Source organism: Amycolatopsis sp. FU40 (assembly GCF_021903635.1).
In the GTDB taxonomy this organism is placed as follows: domain Bacteria; phylum Actinomycetota; class Actinomycetes; order Mycobacteriales; family Pseudonocardiaceae; genus Amycolatopsis; species Amycolatopsis dendrobii.
Genome location: NZ_CP091381.1, coordinates 7,391,226 through 7,410,316, shown reverse-complemented (window position 1 = coordinate 7,410,316; position 19,091 = coordinate 7,391,226). Strand labels below are relative to the sequence as shown.

At 68.8% G+C, this 19,091-nt stretch carries 20 protein-coding genes; 13 read left to right on the top strand and 7 right to left on the bottom strand.

From position 1 onward, the window contains the following. The first annotated feature begins 24 nt into the window (after positions 1 to 24). The 8 genes from L3Q65_RS34885 to L3Q65_RS34850 all read left to right on the top strand — a co-directional run bounded on the left by L3Q65_RS34885 (position 25) and on the right by L3Q65_RS34850 (position 6,187). Positions 25 to 1,044 carry a substrate-binding domain-containing protein gene (locus L3Q65_RS34885; RefSeq protein WP_182892841.1) on the top strand — a complete coding sequence of 340 codons (1,020 nt, stop codon included), beginning with the start codon at positions 25 to 27 and terminating at the stop codon, positions 1,042 to 1,044. After that, on the top strand, positions 1,041 to 2,030 hold the full coding sequence (locus L3Q65_RS34880) for an ABC transporter permease (protein ID WP_182892840.1): 990 nt from the start codon (positions 1,041 to 1,043) through the stop codon (positions 2,028 to 2,030). The genes L3Q65_RS34885 and L3Q65_RS34880 overlap by 4 nt, the downstream gene beginning before the upstream one ends. Further along, entirely contained in the window at positions 2,027 to 2,848 is an 822-nt protein-coding gene (locus L3Q65_RS34875; protein ID WP_237597604.1) for an ATP-binding cassette domain-containing protein, read from the top strand. Before L3Q65_RS34880 ends, L3Q65_RS34875 begins: the two co-directional genes overlap by 4 nt. 7 nt (positions 2,849 to 2,855) lie before the next feature. Beyond that, entirely contained in the window at positions 2,856 to 3,722 is an 867-nt protein-coding gene (locus L3Q65_RS34870) for a PfkB family carbohydrate kinase (RefSeq protein ID WP_237600978.1), read from the top strand. Beyond that, positions 3,719 to 4,354, top strand: coding sequence for a nucleoside/nucleotide kinase family protein (locus L3Q65_RS34865; RefSeq protein ID WP_009084950.1), 636 nt, complete (start codon positions 3,719 to 3,721; stop codon positions 4,352 to 4,354). Before L3Q65_RS34870 ends, L3Q65_RS34865 begins: the two co-directional genes overlap by 4 nt. Before the next feature lie 18 nt (positions 4,355 to 4,372). Next, positions 4,373 to 4,897 carry a hypothetical protein gene (locus L3Q65_RS34860; RefSeq protein WP_220507670.1) on the top strand — a complete coding sequence of 175 codons (525 nt, stop codon included), beginning with the start codon at positions 4,373 to 4,375 and terminating at the stop codon, positions 4,895 to 4,897. Between the two features lie 3 nt (positions 4,898 to 4,900). Beyond that, positions 4,901 to 5,644: an SDR family oxidoreductase gene (locus L3Q65_RS34855; RefSeq protein ID WP_237597603.1), complete on the top strand. Its 744-nt coding sequence runs from the start codon at positions 4,901 to 4,903 to the stop codon at positions 5,642 to 5,644. Positions 5,645 to 5,776: 132 nt separating this feature from the next. Continuing rightward, entirely contained in the window at positions 5,777 to 6,187 is a 411-nt protein-coding gene (locus L3Q65_RS34850; protein ID WP_182892836.1) for a VOC family protein, read from the top strand. Between the two features lie 4 nt (positions 6,188 to 6,191). Here the strand turns inward: L3Q65_RS34850 and L3Q65_RS34845 are convergent, their stop codons facing one another. The 4 genes from L3Q65_RS34845 to L3Q65_RS34830 all read right to left on the bottom strand — a co-directional run bounded on the left by L3Q65_RS34845 (position 6,192) and on the right by L3Q65_RS34830 (position 11,007). Continuing rightward, positions 6,192 to 6,869: a DedA family protein gene (locus L3Q65_RS34845; protein ID WP_182892835.1), complete on the bottom strand. Its 678-nt coding sequence runs from the start codon at positions 6,867 to 6,869 to the stop codon at positions 6,192 to 6,194. Between the two features lie 165 nt (positions 6,870 to 7,034). Then, positions 7,035 to 7,859, bottom strand: a complete 825-nt coding sequence (locus tag L3Q65_RS34840; protein ID WP_182892834.1) for a YceI family protein — start codon at positions 7,857 to 7,859, stop codon at positions 7,035 to 7,037. After that, positions 7,856 to 10,483, bottom strand: coding sequence for an MFS transporter (locus tag L3Q65_RS34835; protein WP_237597602.1), 2,628 nt, complete (start codon positions 10,481 to 10,483; stop codon positions 7,856 to 7,858). Before L3Q65_RS34835 ends, L3Q65_RS34840 begins: the two co-directional genes overlap by 4 nt. Then, on the bottom strand, positions 10,480 to 11,007 hold the full coding sequence (locus L3Q65_RS34830; RefSeq protein WP_182892832.1) for a MarR family winged helix-turn-helix transcriptional regulator: 528 nt from the start codon (positions 11,005 to 11,007) through the stop codon (positions 10,480 to 10,482). Before L3Q65_RS34830 ends, L3Q65_RS34835 begins: the two co-directional genes overlap by 4 nt. A 252-nt stretch (positions 11,008 to 11,259) precedes the next feature. On the opposite strand from L3Q65_RS34830, the gene L3Q65_RS34825 reads away from it, so the two are divergent. Continuing rightward, positions 11,260 to 11,685, top strand: a complete 426-nt coding sequence (locus L3Q65_RS34825; RefSeq protein WP_237597601.1) for a PPOX class F420-dependent oxidoreductase — start codon at positions 11,260 to 11,262, stop codon at positions 11,683 to 11,685. Between the two features lie 493 nt (positions 11,686 to 12,178). Here L3Q65_RS34825 and L3Q65_RS34820 read toward each other — a convergent pair whose 3' ends face one another. After that, a complete protein-coding gene (locus L3Q65_RS34820; RefSeq protein ID WP_182892830.1) occupies positions 12,179 to 12,751 on the bottom strand; it encodes a TetR/AcrR family transcriptional regulator in 573 nt (190 codons plus the stop codon). A gap of 89 nt (positions 12,752 to 12,840) precedes the next feature. Between L3Q65_RS34820 and L3Q65_RS34815 the strand changes: the two genes are divergently transcribed. After that, positions 12,841 to 14,355: an MFS transporter gene (locus L3Q65_RS34815; RefSeq protein ID WP_182892829.1), complete on the top strand. Its 1,515-nt coding sequence runs from the start codon at positions 12,841 to 12,843 to the stop codon at positions 14,353 to 14,355. Between the two features lie 266 nt (positions 14,356 to 14,621). On the opposite strand, the gene L3Q65_RS34810 is transcribed toward L3Q65_RS34815, so the two are convergent. After that, positions 14,622 to 15,197, bottom strand: a complete 576-nt coding sequence (locus L3Q65_RS34810) for a TetR/AcrR family transcriptional regulator (protein WP_237597600.1) — start codon at positions 15,195 to 15,197, stop codon at positions 14,622 to 14,624. 90 nt (positions 15,198 to 15,287) lie between these two features. Here L3Q65_RS34810 and L3Q65_RS34805 point away from each other — a divergent pair, with 90 nt between their 5' ends. The 3 genes from L3Q65_RS34805 to L3Q65_RS34795 all read left to right on the top strand — a co-directional run bounded on the left by L3Q65_RS34805 (position 15,288) and on the right by L3Q65_RS34795 (position 18,270). Then, a complete protein-coding gene (locus L3Q65_RS34805; protein WP_237597599.1) occupies positions 15,288 to 16,169 on the top strand; it encodes an NAD-dependent epimerase/dehydratase family protein in 882 nt (293 codons plus the stop codon). A gap of 74 nt (positions 16,170 to 16,243) precedes the next feature. After that, positions 16,244 to 16,825 (top strand): bifunctional 2-polyprenyl-6-hydroxyphenol methylase/3-demethylubiquinol 3-O-methyltransferase UbiG, encoded by a 582-nt coding sequence (locus L3Q65_RS34800; RefSeq protein WP_182892826.1) that lies wholly within the window; start codon positions 16,244 to 16,246, stop codon positions 16,823 to 16,825. Between the two features lie 50 nt (positions 16,826 to 16,875). Then, complete coding sequence (locus L3Q65_RS34795) at positions 16,876 to 18,270, top strand: FAD-binding oxidoreductase (RefSeq protein WP_182892825.1); 1,395 nt, start codon at positions 16,876 to 16,878, stop codon at positions 18,268 to 18,270. Between the two features lie 63 nt (positions 18,271 to 18,333). On the opposite strand, the gene L3Q65_RS34790 is transcribed toward L3Q65_RS34795, so the two are convergent. Then, positions 18,334 to 19,038 carry a DedA family protein gene (locus tag L3Q65_RS34790; protein ID WP_037808826.1) on the bottom strand — a complete coding sequence of 235 codons (705 nt, stop codon included), beginning with the start codon at positions 19,036 to 19,038 and terminating at the stop codon, positions 18,334 to 18,336. Positions 19,039 to 19,091: the final 53 nt, after the last annotated feature.

Genomic DNA, 19,091 nt, shown 5'->3' with positions numbered 1-19,091 from the left:
CACCTCGATTCGGAGGGCATCTCCATGAGACACCGGAGTCTCACCGCACTCGCCTTGGCGGCCGCTGTCGCGGTCTCCACCGCCGGGTGCACCGTCGAACGCCACTGGGGCGGCAGCTCCAAAACCGGCGGCAGCGGCAAGGCCAAGGTCGGCCTCGTCACGAAGACCGACACCAACCCGTACTTCGTCGAACTGCGCAACGCCGCGTCCGCCGCGGCCAAGGCCAACGGCGCTGACTTCAGCGCGCTCGCCGGCCAGTTCGACGGCGACAACGACGGTCAGGTGCGTGCCATCGAGAACCTGATGCAGCAGGGCGTCAACACCATCCTGATCACGCCGAGCTCGTCGACCGGCGTGCTCAAGGCCATCAAGGACGCCCGCGACGCAGGCATTCTGGTGATCGCCCTCGACACCGCCACCGAACCGCCGGACGCGGTCGACGCCACCTTCGCCACCGACAATTTCGCGGCGGGCGAGCAGCAGGGCGCGTACGTCAAGGCGGCGCTCAAGGGCGCGGACCCGAAGCTTCTGATGGTCGACGGCACCGCGGGCAGTTCGGTCGACACCCAGCGGCACGGCGGCTTCCTCAAGGGCATCGGGCTCAAGGACGGCGCGCCGGAGATCAAGGGCCACACCAACGCCAACGGCGACCAGAGCCTCGCCCAGCAGGGCATGGAGAACCTCCTCCAGCGCACCACCGACCTCAACGCCGTGTACACGATGAACGAGCCGATGGGCCGCGGCGCGTACGCGGCGCTGAAGGCTCGCGGGCTCAACGCTCAGCTCACCGTCGGCTCCATCGACGGCGGCTGCGAGGGCGTGCAGAACGTCAAGAACGGCCAGTTCGCCGTCACCGTGATGCAGTTCCCGCGGAAGATGGCCGAACAGGGCGTGCTCGCGGCGGTCGAGTACGCGAAGACCGGGAAGAAGCCGAGCGGGTTCGTCAACACCGGCTCGACCGCGATCACCGACCACCCGATGCCGGGTGTGCCGAGCAAGGACACCGCCTGGGGTCTGCAGAACTGCTGGGGAGGCGGGAAATGACGAGCGCGACGGTCACCAACCGCGAGCGCGAAACGCTCGGCGAGTTCTTCCTCCGCGCGCCGGCGGTCGGTCCCGCGCTGGCGCTGGTCGTGGCGGTCGTGGTGTTTTCCTTCGCCACGGACACGTTTTTCGACCTGGACAATCTGTCCACAGTGGTCCAGCAATCGCTGGTGGTCGGCACGCTCGCGCTCGGCCAGACGCTGATCATCCTGATCGCGGGCATCGACCTGTCCAACGCGTCGTCGATGGTCGTGGCGACGCTGGTGATGGCGAAACTGGCGGCAGTGACGAACGTCTTCTTCGCGCTGCTGGCCGGCGTCGTGCTCACCGTCCTCGTCGGCCTGTTCATCGGCACCCTGGCGACGCGGATCAAGTTGCCCGCCTTCATCATCACGCTCGGCACGTTCACCGGCCTGACCGCGGTGGCGAAGCTGATCGCGGGCGGCCAGGCGGTTCCGGTGTCCGACGGGCTGCTCACCTGGCTCGGCACGAAGCGGTACCTCTTCGGCGGCATCCCGATCACCTACGGCATGACGCTCGCACTGCTCATGTTCCTCGCCGTCTGGTACGCGCTCACGAAAACCGCGTGGGGCAAGCACGTTTACGCCGTCGGCAACGCGCCGGAATCCGCGCGGCTGTCCGGGATCAAGGTCAACCGCACCGTGCTGTCGGTCTACCTCGTCGCCGGTCTGTGCTTCGGCATCGCCGCGTGGCAGGCGCTCGGCCGCACGCCGAACGCCGACCCGAACCAGTTCCAGCTCGGCAACCTCGACTCGATCACCGCGGTGGTGCTGGGCGGCACGAGCCTGTTCGGCGGACGCGGTTCGGTGCTGGGCACGCTGTTCGGCGCGCTGGTCGTCGCCGTGCTGCGCTCGGGGCTGACGCAGATGGGCGTCGACGGCAACTACCAGGACCTGGCGACCGGCGCGTTGCTGATCGCCGCGGTGGTCGTGGACCGGATCGCACGGAGGCAGCAGCAGTCATGACTACTACGCAGCAGCAGCCGACTCTTTCCGCACGCGGCCTGGTGAAGCGCTACGGCCGGGTCACCGCCATCGACGGCGCCGATTTCGACCTCTACCCCGGCGAAGTGCTCGCCGTGGTCGGCGACAACGGGGCCGGAAAGTCCAGTCTCATCAAGGCGTTGTCCGGCGCGGTGGTGCCGGATGCAGGCGAGATCAAAGTGGACGGCAAGACGGTCCACTTCAAGTCCCCGTTGGACGCGCGGCACTACGGGATCGAGACGGTGTACCAGGATCTGGCGGTCGCGCCGGCACTGGACATCGCGTCGAACATGTTTCTGGGCCGGGAAAAGCGGCTGAAGGGACCGTTCGGCATCGGGTTGCGCAAGCTCGACAGCGCGACCATGCGCACTGAGGCGCAGCGGATCCTGGACGACCTCGGCATCAAGGTCAAATCCATTACCCAGCTGGTGGAAACGCTGTCCGGCGGGCAGCGGCAAGGCGTCGCGGTGGCGCGCGCGGCGGCGTTCGGCACCAAAGCGGTGATCATGGACGAGCCGACGGCCGCGCTGGGTGTCGCGGAATCCGCGAAGGTGCTGGAACTGATCGGCCGGATCCGCGACCGCGGTCTGCCGGTCGTGCTGATCAGCCACAACATGCCGCACGTCTTCGAAATCGCCGACCGGATCCACGTGCACCGGCTCGGCAAGCGCGTCGCCGTGGTGACGCCGAAGACGCACAGCATGAACCAGGTGGTCGGCCTGCTCACCGGTGCGTTGAAGCTCGACGAGAACGGCGAAGTCGTCGAGGTCGCGTCCACCACGCATGCCGGGTTGACCTGACGTGCGAGTGCTGCTGGCGGGGTTGTGCACCGTCGATGTCGTACAGCGGGTCGCGGAATTCCCGGAGCCGAGCGAGAAAGTGCAGTCGCTGCAGGTGGATGTCGCGGCCGGTGGGCCGGCGACGAACGCCGCGGTGACCGTCGCGGCGCTCGGAGCCGAAGCGATCCTCCTGACGGCCCTCGGTACCCACCCGCTGGCCGCGCTCGCCCGGGCCGACCTCGAAGCCTGCGGCGTCGACCTGGTCGATCTCGCTCCAGAACGCACGCAGGCACCGCCGGTCAGCGCGGTCGTGGTGCGGGACGGCGACGGCGAACGCACTGTCGTCTCCCGCAACGCCGCCGCCGACAAACCGCTGGAACTGCCTGACCTCGCCCCGGTTTTCGACCGCGTGGACGCCGTCCTCGTCGACGGCCACCATCCCGAGCTAGCGCTTGCTGTCGCCGAGGAAGCCCGCGCCCGCGAAGCGCCGGTCATCCTCGACGCGGGCAGCTGGAAACCGGTACTGGACCAGTTGCTGCCACTGGTCCACGTGGCAGCCTGTTCCGCGCGGTTCCGTGCTCCCGCACCGAGTTTGGCCGAACGCGGAGTGTCAGTGACGATCACGACGGCAGGCCCGGAGCCGGTCGCCTGGAGCACTACGGAAGACTCTGGGCAGGTCCCCGTGCCGCTCGTCGAAGCGCGGGACACCCTGGGGGCCGGAGACGTGTGGCACGGTGCGCTCGCGTACGCGGTCGCGACCCGGGAAGGCGCGGTCGCCGACTGGATCGAATACGCGAACGCGGTGGCAGCGGAACGGGTCCGGCACGTGGGTCCGCGTTCGTGGACCGGACCGGTCGGGGAACTGGCGAAGAGCAGAGAAGAGGGAGTGCGATGACGGCGTTCGAGGATCTGCTGGCGCGGGCCGAGAAGCTGGCCAAACCGCGGGAACGGCACGTGCTCGGCATCATCGGCGCGCCCGCCTCCGGAAAGACCACGCTGGCCTGGGCGATCGCCAACGCGCTCGGTTCGCGGGCCGCGGTCGTGGGGATGGACGGTTTCCACCTGGCCCAGGTCGAACTGCAGCGGCTCGGTCGCACCGACCGCAAGGGCGCGCCGGACACCTTCGACGCCGCCGGCTACGTGCACCTGATCCGCCGGCTCGCCGAGGGCCGCGAGACGGTGTACGCGCCGGAGTTCCGCCGCGAGATCGAGGAGCCGATCGCCGGTGCGGTCCCGGTCGCGCCCGAGGTGCAGCTGGTCATCACCGAGGGCAACTACCTGCTGCTCCCGGACGACCCGTGGAGCGGCGTGCGGCAGTACCTGACCGAGGCGTGGTTCCTTGCCCCGGACGAGCCGGAGCGGATCGAACGGCTGGTGTCCCGGCACCGGCGCTACGGCCGTTCGCTGGTCGAGGCCCGGCAGCGCGCGCTCGGTTCCGACCAGCGCAACGCGGACCTGATCGCGAACACCCGGGACCGGGCCGACCTGGTGCTCGAGAACCTGCCGCTGACGAATTTCGCCCTCTGAGCAGGCTCAGCGCAGGTGATGTTCTCCGATCCGGCGACGACGGATCCCTACGCCGGCGCGGTCACCTGGGACCGGGCCGGCGAAGCCCGGATCGCCGTGCTGTATCCGCCGTACGTCCCGCTCATCCGCACCCACCTGAACGGGCTGCGGGCGCTGGTCGACCGGCGGTTGTCCGAGCCCGCGGGACCGGTCGCGGATCCGCGGCTGGCGCTGCTGGTGGAGCGGATGCAGGAGACCACCAGCGAACCGCAGCTCGAGCCGCAGGTGCTCGCGGACGTCCGGACCCGGCTGGACTGGGCGTTGTCGGTGCTGCCGGAACATGGCGGCGTCCTGGAGCTGCACACCCCGGCGCACCAATGGTGGTGGGGACGCGCGCTGCTCGACGTGTGCACGGCGATCACCGCGCTGCTGGGAGCGTGGCTGCGGGGCGAGGCGGTGGACGGGCAGCACTGCCCGGACGACGCGACGTGGTGGATGTGGATGGCGCAGATGCGCTGGCTCGACGCCCAGTTCGTCGAGCCGCTCAAGCCAAGCGGGGAGTGAGCGGTGGGGGTTTTGGTCGTCACCGGCGGCAGCCGGGGCATCGGCGCGGCGATCTGTGAACTGGCCGCGACCCGCGGTTACGACGTGGTGGTGAACTACTCCGGCGACTCGGCACCGGCCGAGGAGGTCGCCGAGCGGGCGCGGTCCCACGGTGCGCAAGCGCTTGCGCACCGTGCCGATGTGTCTGACGAACAGCAGGTCAGCGGCCTTTTTTCGGCGGCGGTCGAGCTGGGGCTGCTTGTCGGCTTGGTGAACAACGCGGGCATCACCGGCAACACCCCCGGCCGGCTCGACGAGCAGAGCGCCGAGACCGTCCGGCGGGTGCTGGACATCAACGTCACTGGCGTTTTCCTGTGCTGCCGGGAGGCGGTGCGGCGGATGTCGACGCGCTACGGCGGGTCCGGCGGAGCGATCGTGAACGTGTCCTCCACGGCCTCGCGGACCGGGTCGGCAGGCGAATGGGTGCACTACGCGGCGTCCAAGGCCGCGGTCAACACGCTCAGCTTCGGTCTCGCTCAGGAAGTCGCCGACGAGGGGATTCGGGTCAACGCCGTGTCGCCAGGCCTGGTCGAGACCGGATTGCACGCCGCCGCGGGGATGCCGGACCGGCCCGAGCGGTTCAGCGCCGTGATCCCGCTCCGGCGCGCGGGCCAGCCGGAAGAGATCGCCGCGGCCGTGCTGTGGCTGCTCTCCCCGGAGGCGTCCTTCACGGTGGGCGCGGTGCTGGAGGTCGGCGGCGGCCGCTGATCCATCTCGGACAGTGAGACGCCGGGAGACGGGCAGATCACGATTGACCCCGGAACTCGGTCAACTCGCCCGTAGCGGTTGTCCCGGTGTGCGAGTCTGGAACGAGGGGTTGAAAGGACGGCCGCGAAAGTCATGCCCAAGCTCACGTCTGTGCACCATCTGGCGCTCACCGTGACCGATGTGGACCGAAGTGTTCCCTGGTACGTCCGGGTGCTCGACCTCGAGGAAAGCCATCGGCGCGAAGACCCGGAAACCGGGGTGCGCAAAGTAGTTCTGCGTTCGGCGGGAGACGGATTCTCCGTCGTGCTGGTCCAGCATCCCGACACCGAGAGACCCGCGTTCGACGAAAGACGAACTGGTCTGGACCATGTCGCGTTCTCGGTGTCGTCCCGCGCCGAGGTCGCCGAATGGGAGGACCGCCTGCGGGAGTACGGCGTTTCCTACCTGCCCGCGACGGAATCGCAGACCTTCGAAGGCTCCGCGGTGATCGTGTTCCGCGATCCGGACGGTATCCAGCTGGAAGTCTGGTCCGACCCGTCCTGAAAACTCAGGCGTGCGCGTCGTCGGGTTCGTCGACCGGACGCCGCATTTCCTGGCGGTAGCGCAGCACGCCGTACGCGGTGCCGAACACGAAGAACGCGATGCTCACCCACAGTGCGGCGGTCTTGACCCACGGGATGGCGTCGAGCAGGCCCGCGCCGTAGTAGCCGAGCAGCACCAGCGTCGGCACCCACAGCAGCCCGCCGACGGTGGTGGCGAGCAGGAACCGCCGCGAATCCATCCGCGCGGCGCCCGCGATGAGCGGGGCCAGCGTGCGGATCCACGGGATCCACCTGGCCGCGACGATCGCGAAAAATCCCTTGCGGTCCAGGAAGGCTTGCGCGCGTTCGAGGTTGTGCCGGTTGAGCATCCGCCCGCCGCGCCGGGCGATCAGCGTGGTGCCCGCGCCGCGGCCGATGTAGTAGCCGATCTGGTTGCCGAACACGGCGGTGACCAGTGCGGCTCCGGAAAGCAGCCACGCGTTGAGGTCCGAGCCGTGCTGCGCGAGCACCACGCCCGCGCCGAACAGCAGGGAATCGCCCGGCAGGAACAGCCCGATGATGAGCGCGCACTCGATGAGCACGAACGACAGCACGATGACCCAGACGAGCACCGGGCCGGCGGTGTCCAGCCAGCTCAGGCCGATTCCCGCGGCGTGCGCGGGCTGGGCGGCGTCGAGGTTCACGCGAAGAGCCTACGTGGCTGGGACCGGCTGCAGTACGCAACCATCGAATCCTCCGCATACGGTGACTTTGGGTATTCCTGGGATAACCAGACTGTTCACCCTTTTCGCCCAGGACAACGAACAGGCCGCCCGGAACAGTTCCCGGGCGGCCCGTCGCGGTTTTCTCTAGAACTGCGGCAGGGACTCGCCCTGCACCGCCTCGATGTCCAGCTCCACCTTGACGGTCGTGCCGATCGCGGCCACGCCCGCCCGCACCATCGCGCTGTAGTTGATCGCGAAATCGTTGCGGTGCAATTGCGTTTCGGCGTGGAACGCGGCGCGCACGCCGCCCCACGGGTCCGGGCCGTGCCCGGTGTAGCGCAGGTCGAGCGTGACGTCGCGGCGTTCGCCGTGCAGCGTCAGCACGCCGCGCAGCGCCCAGTTGTCCGTGCCGAGCTGGGAAAGCCCGGTGCTTTCGAACGTGATGAGCGGATACGCGTCGACGTCGAGGAATTCGGCCGAACGCAGGTGGTCGTCCCGCATCTTGATGCCGCTTTCGATGCTGCCCGCCTTGATCTCGGCGTGCACGCTCGACCGCTCGACCGGCCGGGCGACCTCGATCCGGCCGGCCACGTCCGGGAACCGCACCTTGATGCTCGCGATGCCCATGTGCCGCGCAGTGGCGACCACCGACGAGTGCATCGGGTCGATCGTCCACGGACCCTCCGGCGGCAGCTCGACCGCGCCGGAAACCGGCACGAGCGCGATGTCGCCGAGCAGCCCGGCCCCGTCGGAACCGATCTGCACGGTACGGGCCAGCGGCGTGTACCCCGGCGCGGTGATCACGGCGGTGTAGACGCCCGGGGGCAGCGGGTCAGTGACCACTGCCCCCTTCGCGTCCGTGACCTGCCGAGCGACCTGTCGTCCGTTCAAGTCGGTGACCGTGAGCACCGCGTTCTCGACCGGCCATCCGCCGTTCGAGCGCAGCTGTGCGCGCAGGCCCCCGCTCATGACCGGTCGACCAGCTCGTCGAGCGCCTGGTCATAGCTCAGCCGCACGTCGTGCTGGGCCTCGCCGTCGTTCAGCGTCACCTGGCTGGTGGCGGGCGGGTACCCGCTCGCCACGACCGTGTAGGAGCCGATCGGCAGGTCGCTGACCACGTAGCGGCCCTCGCTGTCGGTGCGGGCCACCGCCGCGACGTTGCCGTTCGCGTCGAGCACGGTGATCCGCGCGTCCGGCACGATCCGGTCGCCCTCGGTGCGCGCGACGCCCTGGAGCAGCACCGCGCCAGCGAGTTCGACGTCGTGGCGCAGCACACCGCTGTCCGGCACCGTCAGCGTGACCGCGACCGGGCGGTAGTGCGGGCCGCTCGCGACCAGCGTGTACTGCCCGGCGCCGACGCCGCTGAAGGTGTAGACGCCGTCCTCGGCGGTGATGAACGCGCCGTTGACCTCGCCGCGCGAGTCGGTCAGCGTGACCGTCGCGTTGGCCAGCGGGGTCGCGGTGCCGATCGAACGGACCACGCCGGTCAGCTCGCCGGACCCGGTGAGCGTGACGTCGAGGTTCGCCGGGTGCCCGCCGACCACCACGCTGGAGGCCTGCGGCTGGTGCCCGGGCGCGGACACGATCAGCACGTACGTCCCCGGACCCTGGGTCGGGATCGAGTAGCTGCCGTCGCCGTTGCCGGTCGCCCGCGCCACCTGACGGCCCTGCTGGTCGATCAGGGTCAGCGCGGCCGCGCTCACGTGGCTGCCGTCCTGGCGGCGCACGTGGCCGGTGACCGGGACGCCGCCCGAGCCGGTGGCCGTGCCGAATTCGGCGTCGGCCACCGAGTTGGTGATCGGCATCGGCCGGGCGTCAGTCACCGCTTGGGGGTCGCCGTGCCCGTTGGTCAACGCGTGCCTCCCGCCCGCTCCGACGAGCACCGGCTCCTTCGGGGCTTCTTCGAACAGCGAACCGGTCTTGATCTCGGCGGTGTCGTCCGCGGCCGGGGCCGGGGTGGGTTCGTCCAGGTCCAGCAGCGCTTCGCCGCCTTCGACGGCCGCCGCGGCCGGGTTCATGCCCGCCAGCGGGATCTCCTTCATGAACAGCAGCACCAGCGTGGCCAGCAGCGCGACGCCGCCCGCGACCCAGAACACCGTGGTGATGGACTCGGTGAAGCCGATCAGGATCGGCGTGCGCACCGCTTCCGGCAGCGTCTGGATGACGCTCGTGTTGCTCGACAGGTCGCCGAGGTTGGCGCCCCCGCCCGGAGGCAGGTGGCCGCCGAAGGCCTTGGTGATGTTGCCCGGCAGCACGTTGAACAGAATCGTCAGGAACACCGCGACACCCGCGGTACCGCCGATCTGGCGGAAGAACGTGGCCGACGCGGTCGACACGCCCATGTCCTTGCGCGGGCCCGCGTTCTGCACCGCGATGATCAGCGTCTGCATGCACTGGCCGAGGCCGAGACCGATGATCAGCGCGGCCACCAGCGGGTGCCAGATCGGGGTGTCGTACTTGACCAGCGCGAAGAAGAACGCGCCCGCCGCGATCAGAATCGTGCCGACGACCGGGAAGATCTTGTAGCGCCCGGTCTTCGAGGTGATCCGGCCGGAGATGATCGAGGCGGACATGATGCCGACCATCAGCGGCAGCATCAGCAGACCCGATTCGGTCGGCGAGTAGCCCTGCACAACCTGCAGGTACTGCGGGATCATCGTGATCGCGCCGAACATCGCCACACCGACGATCACGCCGCCGATGATGGCGACGGTGAAGGTCGAGTTCTTGAACAGCCGCAACGGAATCAGCGCGGCGTCCTTCATCAGCTTCTCAACGACGATGAACAACACGACGCCGACGCCGCCGATGACGTACATCCAGATCGACTTCTGGTCGCCCCAGCCCCACTTCTGGCCTTGTTCGGCGACAATCAGGAACGGCACCACGGCGATGACCATGGTGAGCGCGCCCCACCAGTCGATCTTGTGGTCGTGGCGGTTGTGCGGAACGTTCAGCACCTTCGCGACGACGAACAGCGCGACGATGCCGATCGGCACGTTGATCAGGAAGACCCAGCGCCAGCCGTGCAGGCCGCCGAGGGTGTCGAAGCCGGCGAAGAAGCCGCCGAGCACCGGGCCGAGCACAGTCGAGATGCCGAACACGGCGAGGAAGTAGCCCTGGTAGCGCGGGCGTTCCCGCGGCGGGACCACGTCGCCGATGATCGTCATGGCCAGCGACATCAGACCGCCGGCGCCGAGACCCTGCACCGCGCGGAACGCGGCCAGTTCGTACATCGTCGTCGAAGCCGACGCGGCGGCCGAACCGACGACGAAGATCGCGATCGCGGCGAGGTAGAACGGCTTGCGGCCGTAGATGTCGGAAAGCTTGCCGTAGATCGGCGTCGCGATCGTCGAGGTGATCAGGTACGCCGTGGTCGCCCACGCCTGCAGATCGAAGCCGTGCAGGTCGTTGGCGATCCGGACGATCGAGGTGCCCACGATCGTCTGGTCGAGCGCGGCGAGGAACATGCCGCACATCAGGCCGCTGATGATCGTGACGATTTGGCGGTGGGTCAGCCGCGGACCGCCCTCGCTGTCTTCAGCGGGCGCTCCCCCTCGCGACTGAGGTTGTTTTTCAACGGTGGACGTCATGCGTTCGAGGCCCCCTTGGCCTGTGCCGTCGCCGCGGTGTCGGACAGCGACGGATTGTTCTTTTCGATACCTGTGTTGAGCCGCGCGAGAAGCTCGTTGAGCGTCTCGCGCTCCTCCTGGCTCCAATCGCCGAGTACTTCGGCCAGCCACCGGGCGCGGTGCTTGCGGTTTTCGTCGAAGACGCGGAGGCCTTCGGCGGTCGGGGCGAGCAAGCAGGCGCGGCCGTCCTCGGGGTCGGCCTGCCGTTCGACGAGTCCGTGCTGCACGAGCGAGCTGGACTGCCTGCTGATCGTGGAGATCTCCGAGTGCAGGAACTCGGCCAGCTTGCTGGTGCGTTGCGGGCCTTCGTGGACGAGGCAGAAGAGGATCGCGTACGCGGCCCTCTCGATCCCGTCCGGTCCGTGCTTGGCGACCTGGGACTTCGCCTTGGTGATCAAGCGCATGAACCGGACCAGCTCGTGTCCGAGCTGGTCGGCAAGGTCGAGGTCGGCCTCTGGCCTGACGGCGGAGTTCTGAGGTGCCATGTGGGTCTTCCTTGGGGTGGAGCAAACCATTGGTTGGCGACTGCAACTAGTTGCCTTAAGCAAGAGTGTGCCCGTACGGCGTATTTCGCAAGCGGCCGACCCCCGGTTGTGTCACAAGACACTTTAGTTGCCGCATGCAAGCAGATTTCAACCGGAGGGGTATCGTCCGGTTTCACCCGATATGGGGACACCGCTGGTCACTGGGGGTTTCGGAGCGGGAACAGATCCTCCTCGCCCGGGTTTCATAGAGGTATGACTGACGACACAGCGCTCTACGACCTCATCGCGGCGGGCAAGCAGGGGGTGCTGGCGACCCTGAAACGGGACGGCCGCCCGCAGCTGTCGACGGTGACGCATTACTTCGACCGCGACGCTCGCCAGTTGCAGGTGTCGATCACGGACACGCGCGCGAAGACGAAGAACATGCGCCGGGATCCGCGGGTGAGCTACCACGTGGCGTCGTCGAATGGCTGGTCGTACGCGGTGGCAGAGGGGCGGGCGGTGCTGTCGCCGGTCGCCGCGGCACCGGACGACGAGGCGGTGGAGGCGTTGATCGCGCTGTACCGCAAGGTGGCGGGCGAGCATCCGGACTGGGCGGAGTACCGCGCGGCGATGGTGGCGGATCGGCGGCTGGTGCTGACGGTGGAGATCGAGCGGGTTTACGGGCTGGCGCGCTGAGGTTTGCGGCTGTCCTTCGCGGGATTTCGCTTGCGCGCCTGGGGATTCGGGCTGGCCTCGGTTCGGGGTCGCTTCGCTGGGGGTGCGAGCCCGGCTGTCTTTGGGTGCTTGGGCTGGTGCCCTTGGGGGTTTCGGGCTGGCCTCGGTTCGGGGTCGCTTCGCTGGGGTCGCCAGTCCGGCTGTCTTTGGGCGCTTGAGCCGGTGCCCTGGGGGTCTCGCGCTGGCCTCGGTTCGGGCTCGCTTCGCTGGGGTGCGAGCTCGGCTGTCTTTGGGCGCTTGAGCCGGTGCCCTGGGGGATTTCGGGCTGGCTTCGATCCTGGGTTGCCTCGCTGGGGCCGCCAGCCCGGCCGCCTTTTGCCGCTTTGACTGGTGCCCCGGGGGGTTCTGGCTCTCGGCCTTAGACCAGTCGATTCGTGCGGGTGCTCCGGCATTCGTGTTGCCCGGCACCAGTCTGGTCGCGCCGGCTTTCGCCGTGCCCTGCCGCCCCGGCGGCTCAGCCCTTCCGGTGTCCCGCCGCGACCGTCGCCTTGACCGGCGCCCCGGCCTCGATCCGGTCGGCGATGTCCTCGATCTGCGCCAGGAGGCTGTCCGTCGCCTCCTCGCCCAGCGCCGCGCGCATGTAGAGGCCCTCGCCGACCAGCATCACCAGCTCCGCGGTCAGCGGGTCCTCGACGTGCTCGAGCATCACCGCGCGGGTGCGCTCGGTGCAGCGCCGCGACACCTCCGCCGCGATCGGGTCGTTGAGCACCAGCCGGAGCGCGGCCATCGTCGTGCGGTGCAGCGCGAGATCGCTCGTGACGTCGGTGATCGACGAACGCAGGTAGTGCCGGACCACGCCCTCCGGTGCGTTGCGCGCGCGTTCGAGGTCCTCGTCGGTCAGCCGCTCCAGGCGTTCGAGCAGGCCGTCGCGCAGGGCGTCCTTCGAACCGAAGTGGTAGAGCAGGCCGCCCTTGGACACCCCGGCGTGCGCCGCGACCGCGTCGAGCGTGATCTCGGCCGGGCCGCGGTCGGCGAGGATGACCTCGTACGAGCCGAGGATGCGTTCACGTGCTGAAGGTTTAGCCATCGCCTTGACTATACCGTCCAGACGGTTTACCTTCTACCTCAGGAACGAAACTGTACCGTCTGGACGGTACAAGGAAGGAAGAGTGCGCCATGGTGCGGCGCGGAGGCCAGTGGTGGGCTTTGGCAGTGCTGGTGCTGCCAGTGCTCTTGATCAGCGTGGACACGACAGTCCTGGGGTTCGCCCTCCCCTATCTCAGCGAGGATCTCGCGCCCACGGGTGCGGAACAGCTGTGGATCGTCGACGTCTACTCGTTCGTCCTGGCCGGATTGCTGGTCTTCATGGGCACGCTGGGCGACCGGATCGGCAGACGGCGGCTGCTGCTCATCGGCGGTGCGGCGTTCGGCGCGGCCTCGGTGCTGGCGGCGTTCGCCACGTCGCCGCTGATGCTGATCGTCGCGCGGGCGCTGCTGGGCGTCGGCGGCGCGACGCTGATGCCGTCCACGCTGTCGCTGATCCGCAGCATCTTCACCGAGGACCGCACGCGACGTACCGCGGTCGCGATCTGGAGCGCGGCGTTCTCCGGCGGGATGGCGGTCGGCCCGGTCGTCGGCGGATGGCTGCTCGAGCACTTCTGGTGGGGTTCGGTCTTCCTGATCAACGTGCCGGTGATGGTGCTGCTGCTCGTGGCGGGCCCGTTGCTGCTGCCGGAGTTCCGCGACCCGAACCCGGGCCGCTTCGACCCGTGGTCGGCGCTGCTGTCGCTCGGCACGATGCTGCCGGTCGTCTACGGCGTGAAGATCGCCGCGACCGAAGGACTGACCTGGCTGGCCGGGGCCGCGATGGTGCTCGGCCTCGCGCTGGGCGCGGCGTTCGTCCGCCGGCAGCGGCGGCTCGACCAGCCGATGCTGGACCTTCGACTGTTCGCCAACCGCAAGTTCGCCGGCTCGGTGATCACGAACCTGCTGGGCGTGTTCGCCCTGGTCGGGCTGCTGTTCCTGCTGCCGCAGTATCTGCAGTTGGTCCTCGGGCTGAAGCCGCTGGTCGCGGCACTGTGGATGCTGCCCGCGACGGTCGCCGGAGTCGTCGGCGCTCTCGCGGCCGCCTGGCTCGCCCGTCGAGTCCGGGTGCCGGTCCTGATCAGCCTGGGCCTGCTGCTCGGCGCGGCCGGCTTCCTGGTCCTGACCACCATCGGAGCCGACGCCGGACTTGCCGCGGTCGTGATCGCGTTCGTCCTGGTCGGCGGCGGGGTGGCCCTGTCGGAAACCCTGACGAACGACCTCGTGATCTCCGCCGCCCCGGTCAACCGCGCCGGTGCCGCGTCGGCGATCTCGGAAACGGGCTACGAACTGGGCGGCGCACTCGGCACCGCCCTGCTGGGCAGCCTCGCCACGGCGGTCTACCAGTCAGGCCTGCCAGCCACCGCCCCCGCCGCAGCCCACGACACGCTGGGCGGTGCGGTAGCCACCGCGCACTCCCTGCCCGCCACCGAGGGCGTGGAACTGCTGAACACCGCCCGAGAATCCTTCGTGACGGCACTGCACACAAGCGCGTGGGTGGGTGCCGCGATCCTCGTGTACACGGCACTGCAGGCGTACTTCTTGTTGGGACGCCGCCGAAACCGCCCGCAGGCGGCGCAGCGGGAAGAAGCCGCGATGTCGGCGTGATTCGGTTCCGGCAGGCACGCGAGCAAAGACTCGCCTGCCTGCCGGGCTGTGCAGTTTCGCCTGGCGGACAAGGAAAAGACTTCTTGTCGGGCTGCGCTCCGTCGACGCTTGGCGAGCGAAAACCCTTGGCGCTGCTTGGGGGTCAGGTGCGTTCGCTCCTGCGAAACTCCGTGCGGGGGCACCCTGGGGGACTCTGTTTTCCTCAGGGCTCCCCGCACGGGCCTCGGCATCGCCCGCCGGGCCAATCTGCGACTCGGCTCTGCCGGTCAGTCCAGCGAAGCACTCGCCGCGCGAAGTTCCTCCAGTGCGGCCACCAAAAACTCCGCCGGATCGTCATCCCCGTGGTCGCTCTCCGACCACGCGAAATACCCCCGCTTGAAAGCCAGCACCCCCAACTCGCTAGCGAGCGCCGCAGTCGCGTCGGGCAGTCCCCGTGCGGTCAGGGCGGCGGTCATCGCCGCAGCGAGGCCGACGCTTTTCAGCGCGTCCCGTTCCTGCAATTCCGTACTGGCCGCGACGGCAGCCTTCAATCGCGGGGCGAGTTCCCGGTTCATCGGGCCCATCGCGGTCGCAGCACGGCGCAGGCCGTTCGCGACGGCTTCCAGCGGGCTGGCGTCGGCGGGGGCGTCGGCGATTCCCTCCGCGAGCAGTCGGCTCAGCGTTTCCTGTCCCGCTACCAGCAACTCCCGCTTGTCCGGGAAGTGCCGGAAGAACGTGCTCTTCGTGACGCCCGCCCGTTCGGCGATCTGCGCGACCGTCGTGGCGTCGTAGCCCTGTTCTGCGAACAGGTCGACGGCCGCTACGACCAGCCGTTCGCGTGCTCCGGGTTCCCATCGGGCCATGAAAACCATCCTATGTGACGAGACCTTTGTCCCGTCACTCTGGTAGCGTCTGACGGGACAAGAGTCCCATCACTGTGAGGGAGAAATCCAATGCGCGTGTTCGTCACCGGAGCGACCGGGTTGATTGGCTCCGCGGTCGTTGCCGAACTGCTGGGTCATGGCCACTCGGTCGTCGCGCTTGCTCGGTCGGAAGCTTCCGCCGCGGCGGCCGAGAAGGCTGGTGCCGAGCCGGTGCGGGGTGCGCTGGCTGATCTGGACGTCATCCGCGAGGCCGCGGGCAAAGCAGACGGGGTGATTCACCTCGCCTTCGCCAATGCGTTCAGCAGCGCCGAAGCCCTCGCCAGTGCGGTCGCCGAGGAAACGGCGGCGCTCAAGGTGCAGGCCGAGGTGCTCGTCGGAAGCGATCGGCCGTTGGTCACGGTTTCGGGGACGCCGTACGCGCCGGGTCGCGCGTCGACCGAGGCTGATCCGGTTGCGACTGACGGGCCCGTCGGCGGCAGGGGGCGCACGGTCGCCGAGGTGTTGGAGTTCGCGGACCGTGGGGTCCGGACGTCCGCGGTACGCCTGCCGCGCACGGTGCACAACAACGGTGAGGGCGGATTTGCCGGTCTGCTGACCACCATCGCGCGGCAAACCGGAGTGTCCGGTTATCCGGGCGACGGGACGCAGCGGTGGCCCGCGGTGCACGCGCTCGACGCGGCGGTGCTTTTCCGGCTCGCTTTGGAGAAGGCGGAGCCTGGTACGGCCTGGCACGCGGTCGCCGACGAAGGCGTTCGGGTCGTGGACACCGCGGCGGTCATCGGACGGCGGCTGGGGCTTCCGGTCGAATCGGTGCCGGAGGAGACCTACGGGCCGCTTGGGTCGCTCTTCGCGACTGACCAACCCTCCTCCAGTGCGCACACCCAGCAAGCGCTCGGCTGGGCACCGGAACACCCCGGCCTGCTGGCGGACCTGGAGAACATCCGGGCCTGAATTGCGGTTCCGGCAAAGAACCTTGCTGTCCAGCGCGGTCAGCGGAATCGTGAACGGCGGAGGTGGTCGCGAAAATGGTTCCGTCCGGGGAGACCGCGCAGTTCTGGGAAGACCTTTACCGCAGTCGTGCGCAGGTGTTCAGTGGCGAGCCCAACGGAGTGCTCGTCACCGAGGCCGAGGGGCTGCCGCCGGGGCAGGCGTTGGACGTCGGGTGCGGCGAAGGGGCCGATGCGCGGTGGCTGGCGGCGCGCGGGTGGCAGGTGACGGCCCTCGACATCTCGCGCACCGCGTTGCAGCGGGCGGCCGCCGCTCATGCCGGGATCGCCTGGGTGTGTTCGGATCTGGCTGCGAGTCCGCTTCCGGCGAGGGCGTTCGACCTGGTCAGCGTCCAGTATTTCCCGCTCCGCAAAGACGATCGGGTGCTGCGGAAACTGCTCGACGCCGTCGCGCCGGGCGGGACGTTTCTCTTCGCCGGTCACGATCCGCGGGACCTGTCGGAGGAGCACGCGGATTACTGTCAGCCGGACGACATCGCGCAAGCTCTCGGCGAGGAGTGGACTGTCCTCGTCAACGAGAGCCGGCCGCGGGTCATGCCAGCTCCGCCGGGCACCGCGCACACCCGGGACACCGTGCTGCGCGCCCTGCGGACCAGCTAATATCGGAATTAATATTCCGCACTGCGGAGATCCCGGTTTACCATGCGGAGATGAGCAACGACGCCCTCCTCCAGCGGCTTCGGGACGACCTCGGCCCGGCCGCGGTGCTCACCGACGCTGACGTCACCGACGCCTACGCGCGCGACATGATGCCGCTCGCTCCCTCGGGAAAACCGTTGGCGGTAGTGCTTCCGGCGGATACCGCGGGAGTGCAGGCGACTGTCCGTGCCTGTGCCGAAGCGAGAGTTCCCATCGTGCCGCGCGGGGCGGGCAGCGGGCTTTCCGGTGCGGCCAACGCGATCGACGGCTGTGTCGTGCTTTCCCTGACCAAACTGAACGAGATCGTCGAGGTCGACGCGGGCAACCGGCTCGCCGTCGTGCAGCCGGGCGTCGTCAACCTCGACTTCCGCTCCGCGGTCGAGAAGCACGGCCTGTTTTATCCGCCCGACCCGTCCAGCTACGACTGGTGCACCATCGGCGGCAACCTCTCCACCAACGCGGGCGGCCTGTGCTGCGTGAAGTACGGCGTGACCACGGATTCGGTGCTCGGCCTTGAGGTCGTGCTCGCCGACGGATCGCTGCTGAAGACCGGTCGCCGCACGGTGAAGGGCGTCGCGGGTTACGACCTGACCAAGCTGTTCATCGGCAGCGAGGGCACGCTCGGCGTCATCACCCAGGCGACCGTCTCGCTGCGGCCGCTTCCGCAGGCCCCGGCCACTTTTGTCGCCGGGTTCAACACCACCGAGGCGGCCGGCGAGGCGGTCGCGCGGGCGGTGCGCGAGGGGTTGGTGCCGTCGCTGCTGGAGATCATGGACGCGGCGTCGATCAAGGCGTCCGAGACCTACCTCAACACCGACCTCGGCGCGGGCTCGGACTGTCAGGCCCTGCTGCTCGGCCAGTCCGACGCCGGCGGCGAGGCGGCCCGCCGCGAACTGGCGCTCCTCGAACAGATCTGCACCGACTGCGGCGCGGACCTGGTCTACGCCACGGACGACCTCGAAGAGGGCAAGATGCTGCTGCAGGCCCGCCGCGTCGTGCTGACCGCGCTGGAGACCTACGGCGTCTGGCTCACCGACGACGTCAGCGTGCCCCGCACCCGGATCGCCGAGCTGATCCGCGGCTGCGAACGGATCAGCGAGAAGGTCGGGCTCAAGATCGCTGTCGTCGGCCACGCCGGGGACGGCAACATGCACCCGACCATCGTTTATGCGCCCGATTCCGAGGACGAGTTCGCGCGCGCCCAGCAGGCGTTCGACGAGATCCTTGAGGTCGGCCTGTCGCTCGGCGGCACAGTGACCGGCGAGCACGGCGTCGGCAAGATCAAGCGCGAATGGCTCGCCCGCGAAATCGGCCCGGTCGGGATCCGCGTGCACCGGCAGATCAAGCAGGCGCTCGACCCGGAGAACCTCTTCAACCCGGGCTCGATGTTCTCGATGACCGACTGACCCCGGAAACGATCGAAGCGGCGTCCGGAAAGTCCGGACGCCGCTTCGATCAGCCAAGAAACCTCAGTCGCGCACGCGCGGGATCTGCTGCGTGACGTCGGCCGAACCGTCGGCCGGACGGGCCTTCTTCTCGCGGCGGCTCTTCAGGTACTCGATGGCGATCGGCACGACCGACACCAGCACGATGAGGACGAAGATCGCGTCGACGTTGTCCCGGATGAAGCCGATGTTGCCCAGCAGCGACCCCAGCACGGTGATGCCCGCGGCCCACAGGATGCCGCCGATGACCGTGTACGTGAAGTAGCGCTTCGGGTCCATCCGGCCGATGCCGGCGATCCAGGTGATGAACGTCCGCACGAACGGCACGAACCGGGCCAGCACGACGGCCTTCGGGCCGTGCTTCTCCAGGAACGTGTGCGTCTTGTCGACGTACTCCTGCTTGAAGAACTTCGAGTCCGGCCTGCTGAACAGCTTCGGCCCGACGAAGTAGCCGAGGTAGTACCCGACGACGTTGCCCAGCAGAGCGGCGACCGTGACCAGCACGCACACCAGCCACAGCGGAGCCTTCAGCGTGCCGTTCGCGATGAACAGGCCCGCGGTGAACAGCAGCGAGTCGCCGGGAAGAACCGGGAAGATGCTGCTCTCGATGAAGATGATCAAGCACAGCACGGCGATCACGGGGGCCGTCAGCCCGTTCAGCAGATGCTGCGGGTCCAGCCACGACGGCAGCAGGGACATGGTGGTCACTGTGTTCTGGGCGAGAATCACACCGAAAACGGTACAGGGTGACTCACGGTGGCCTCATCGGGCAAGGAATCGCA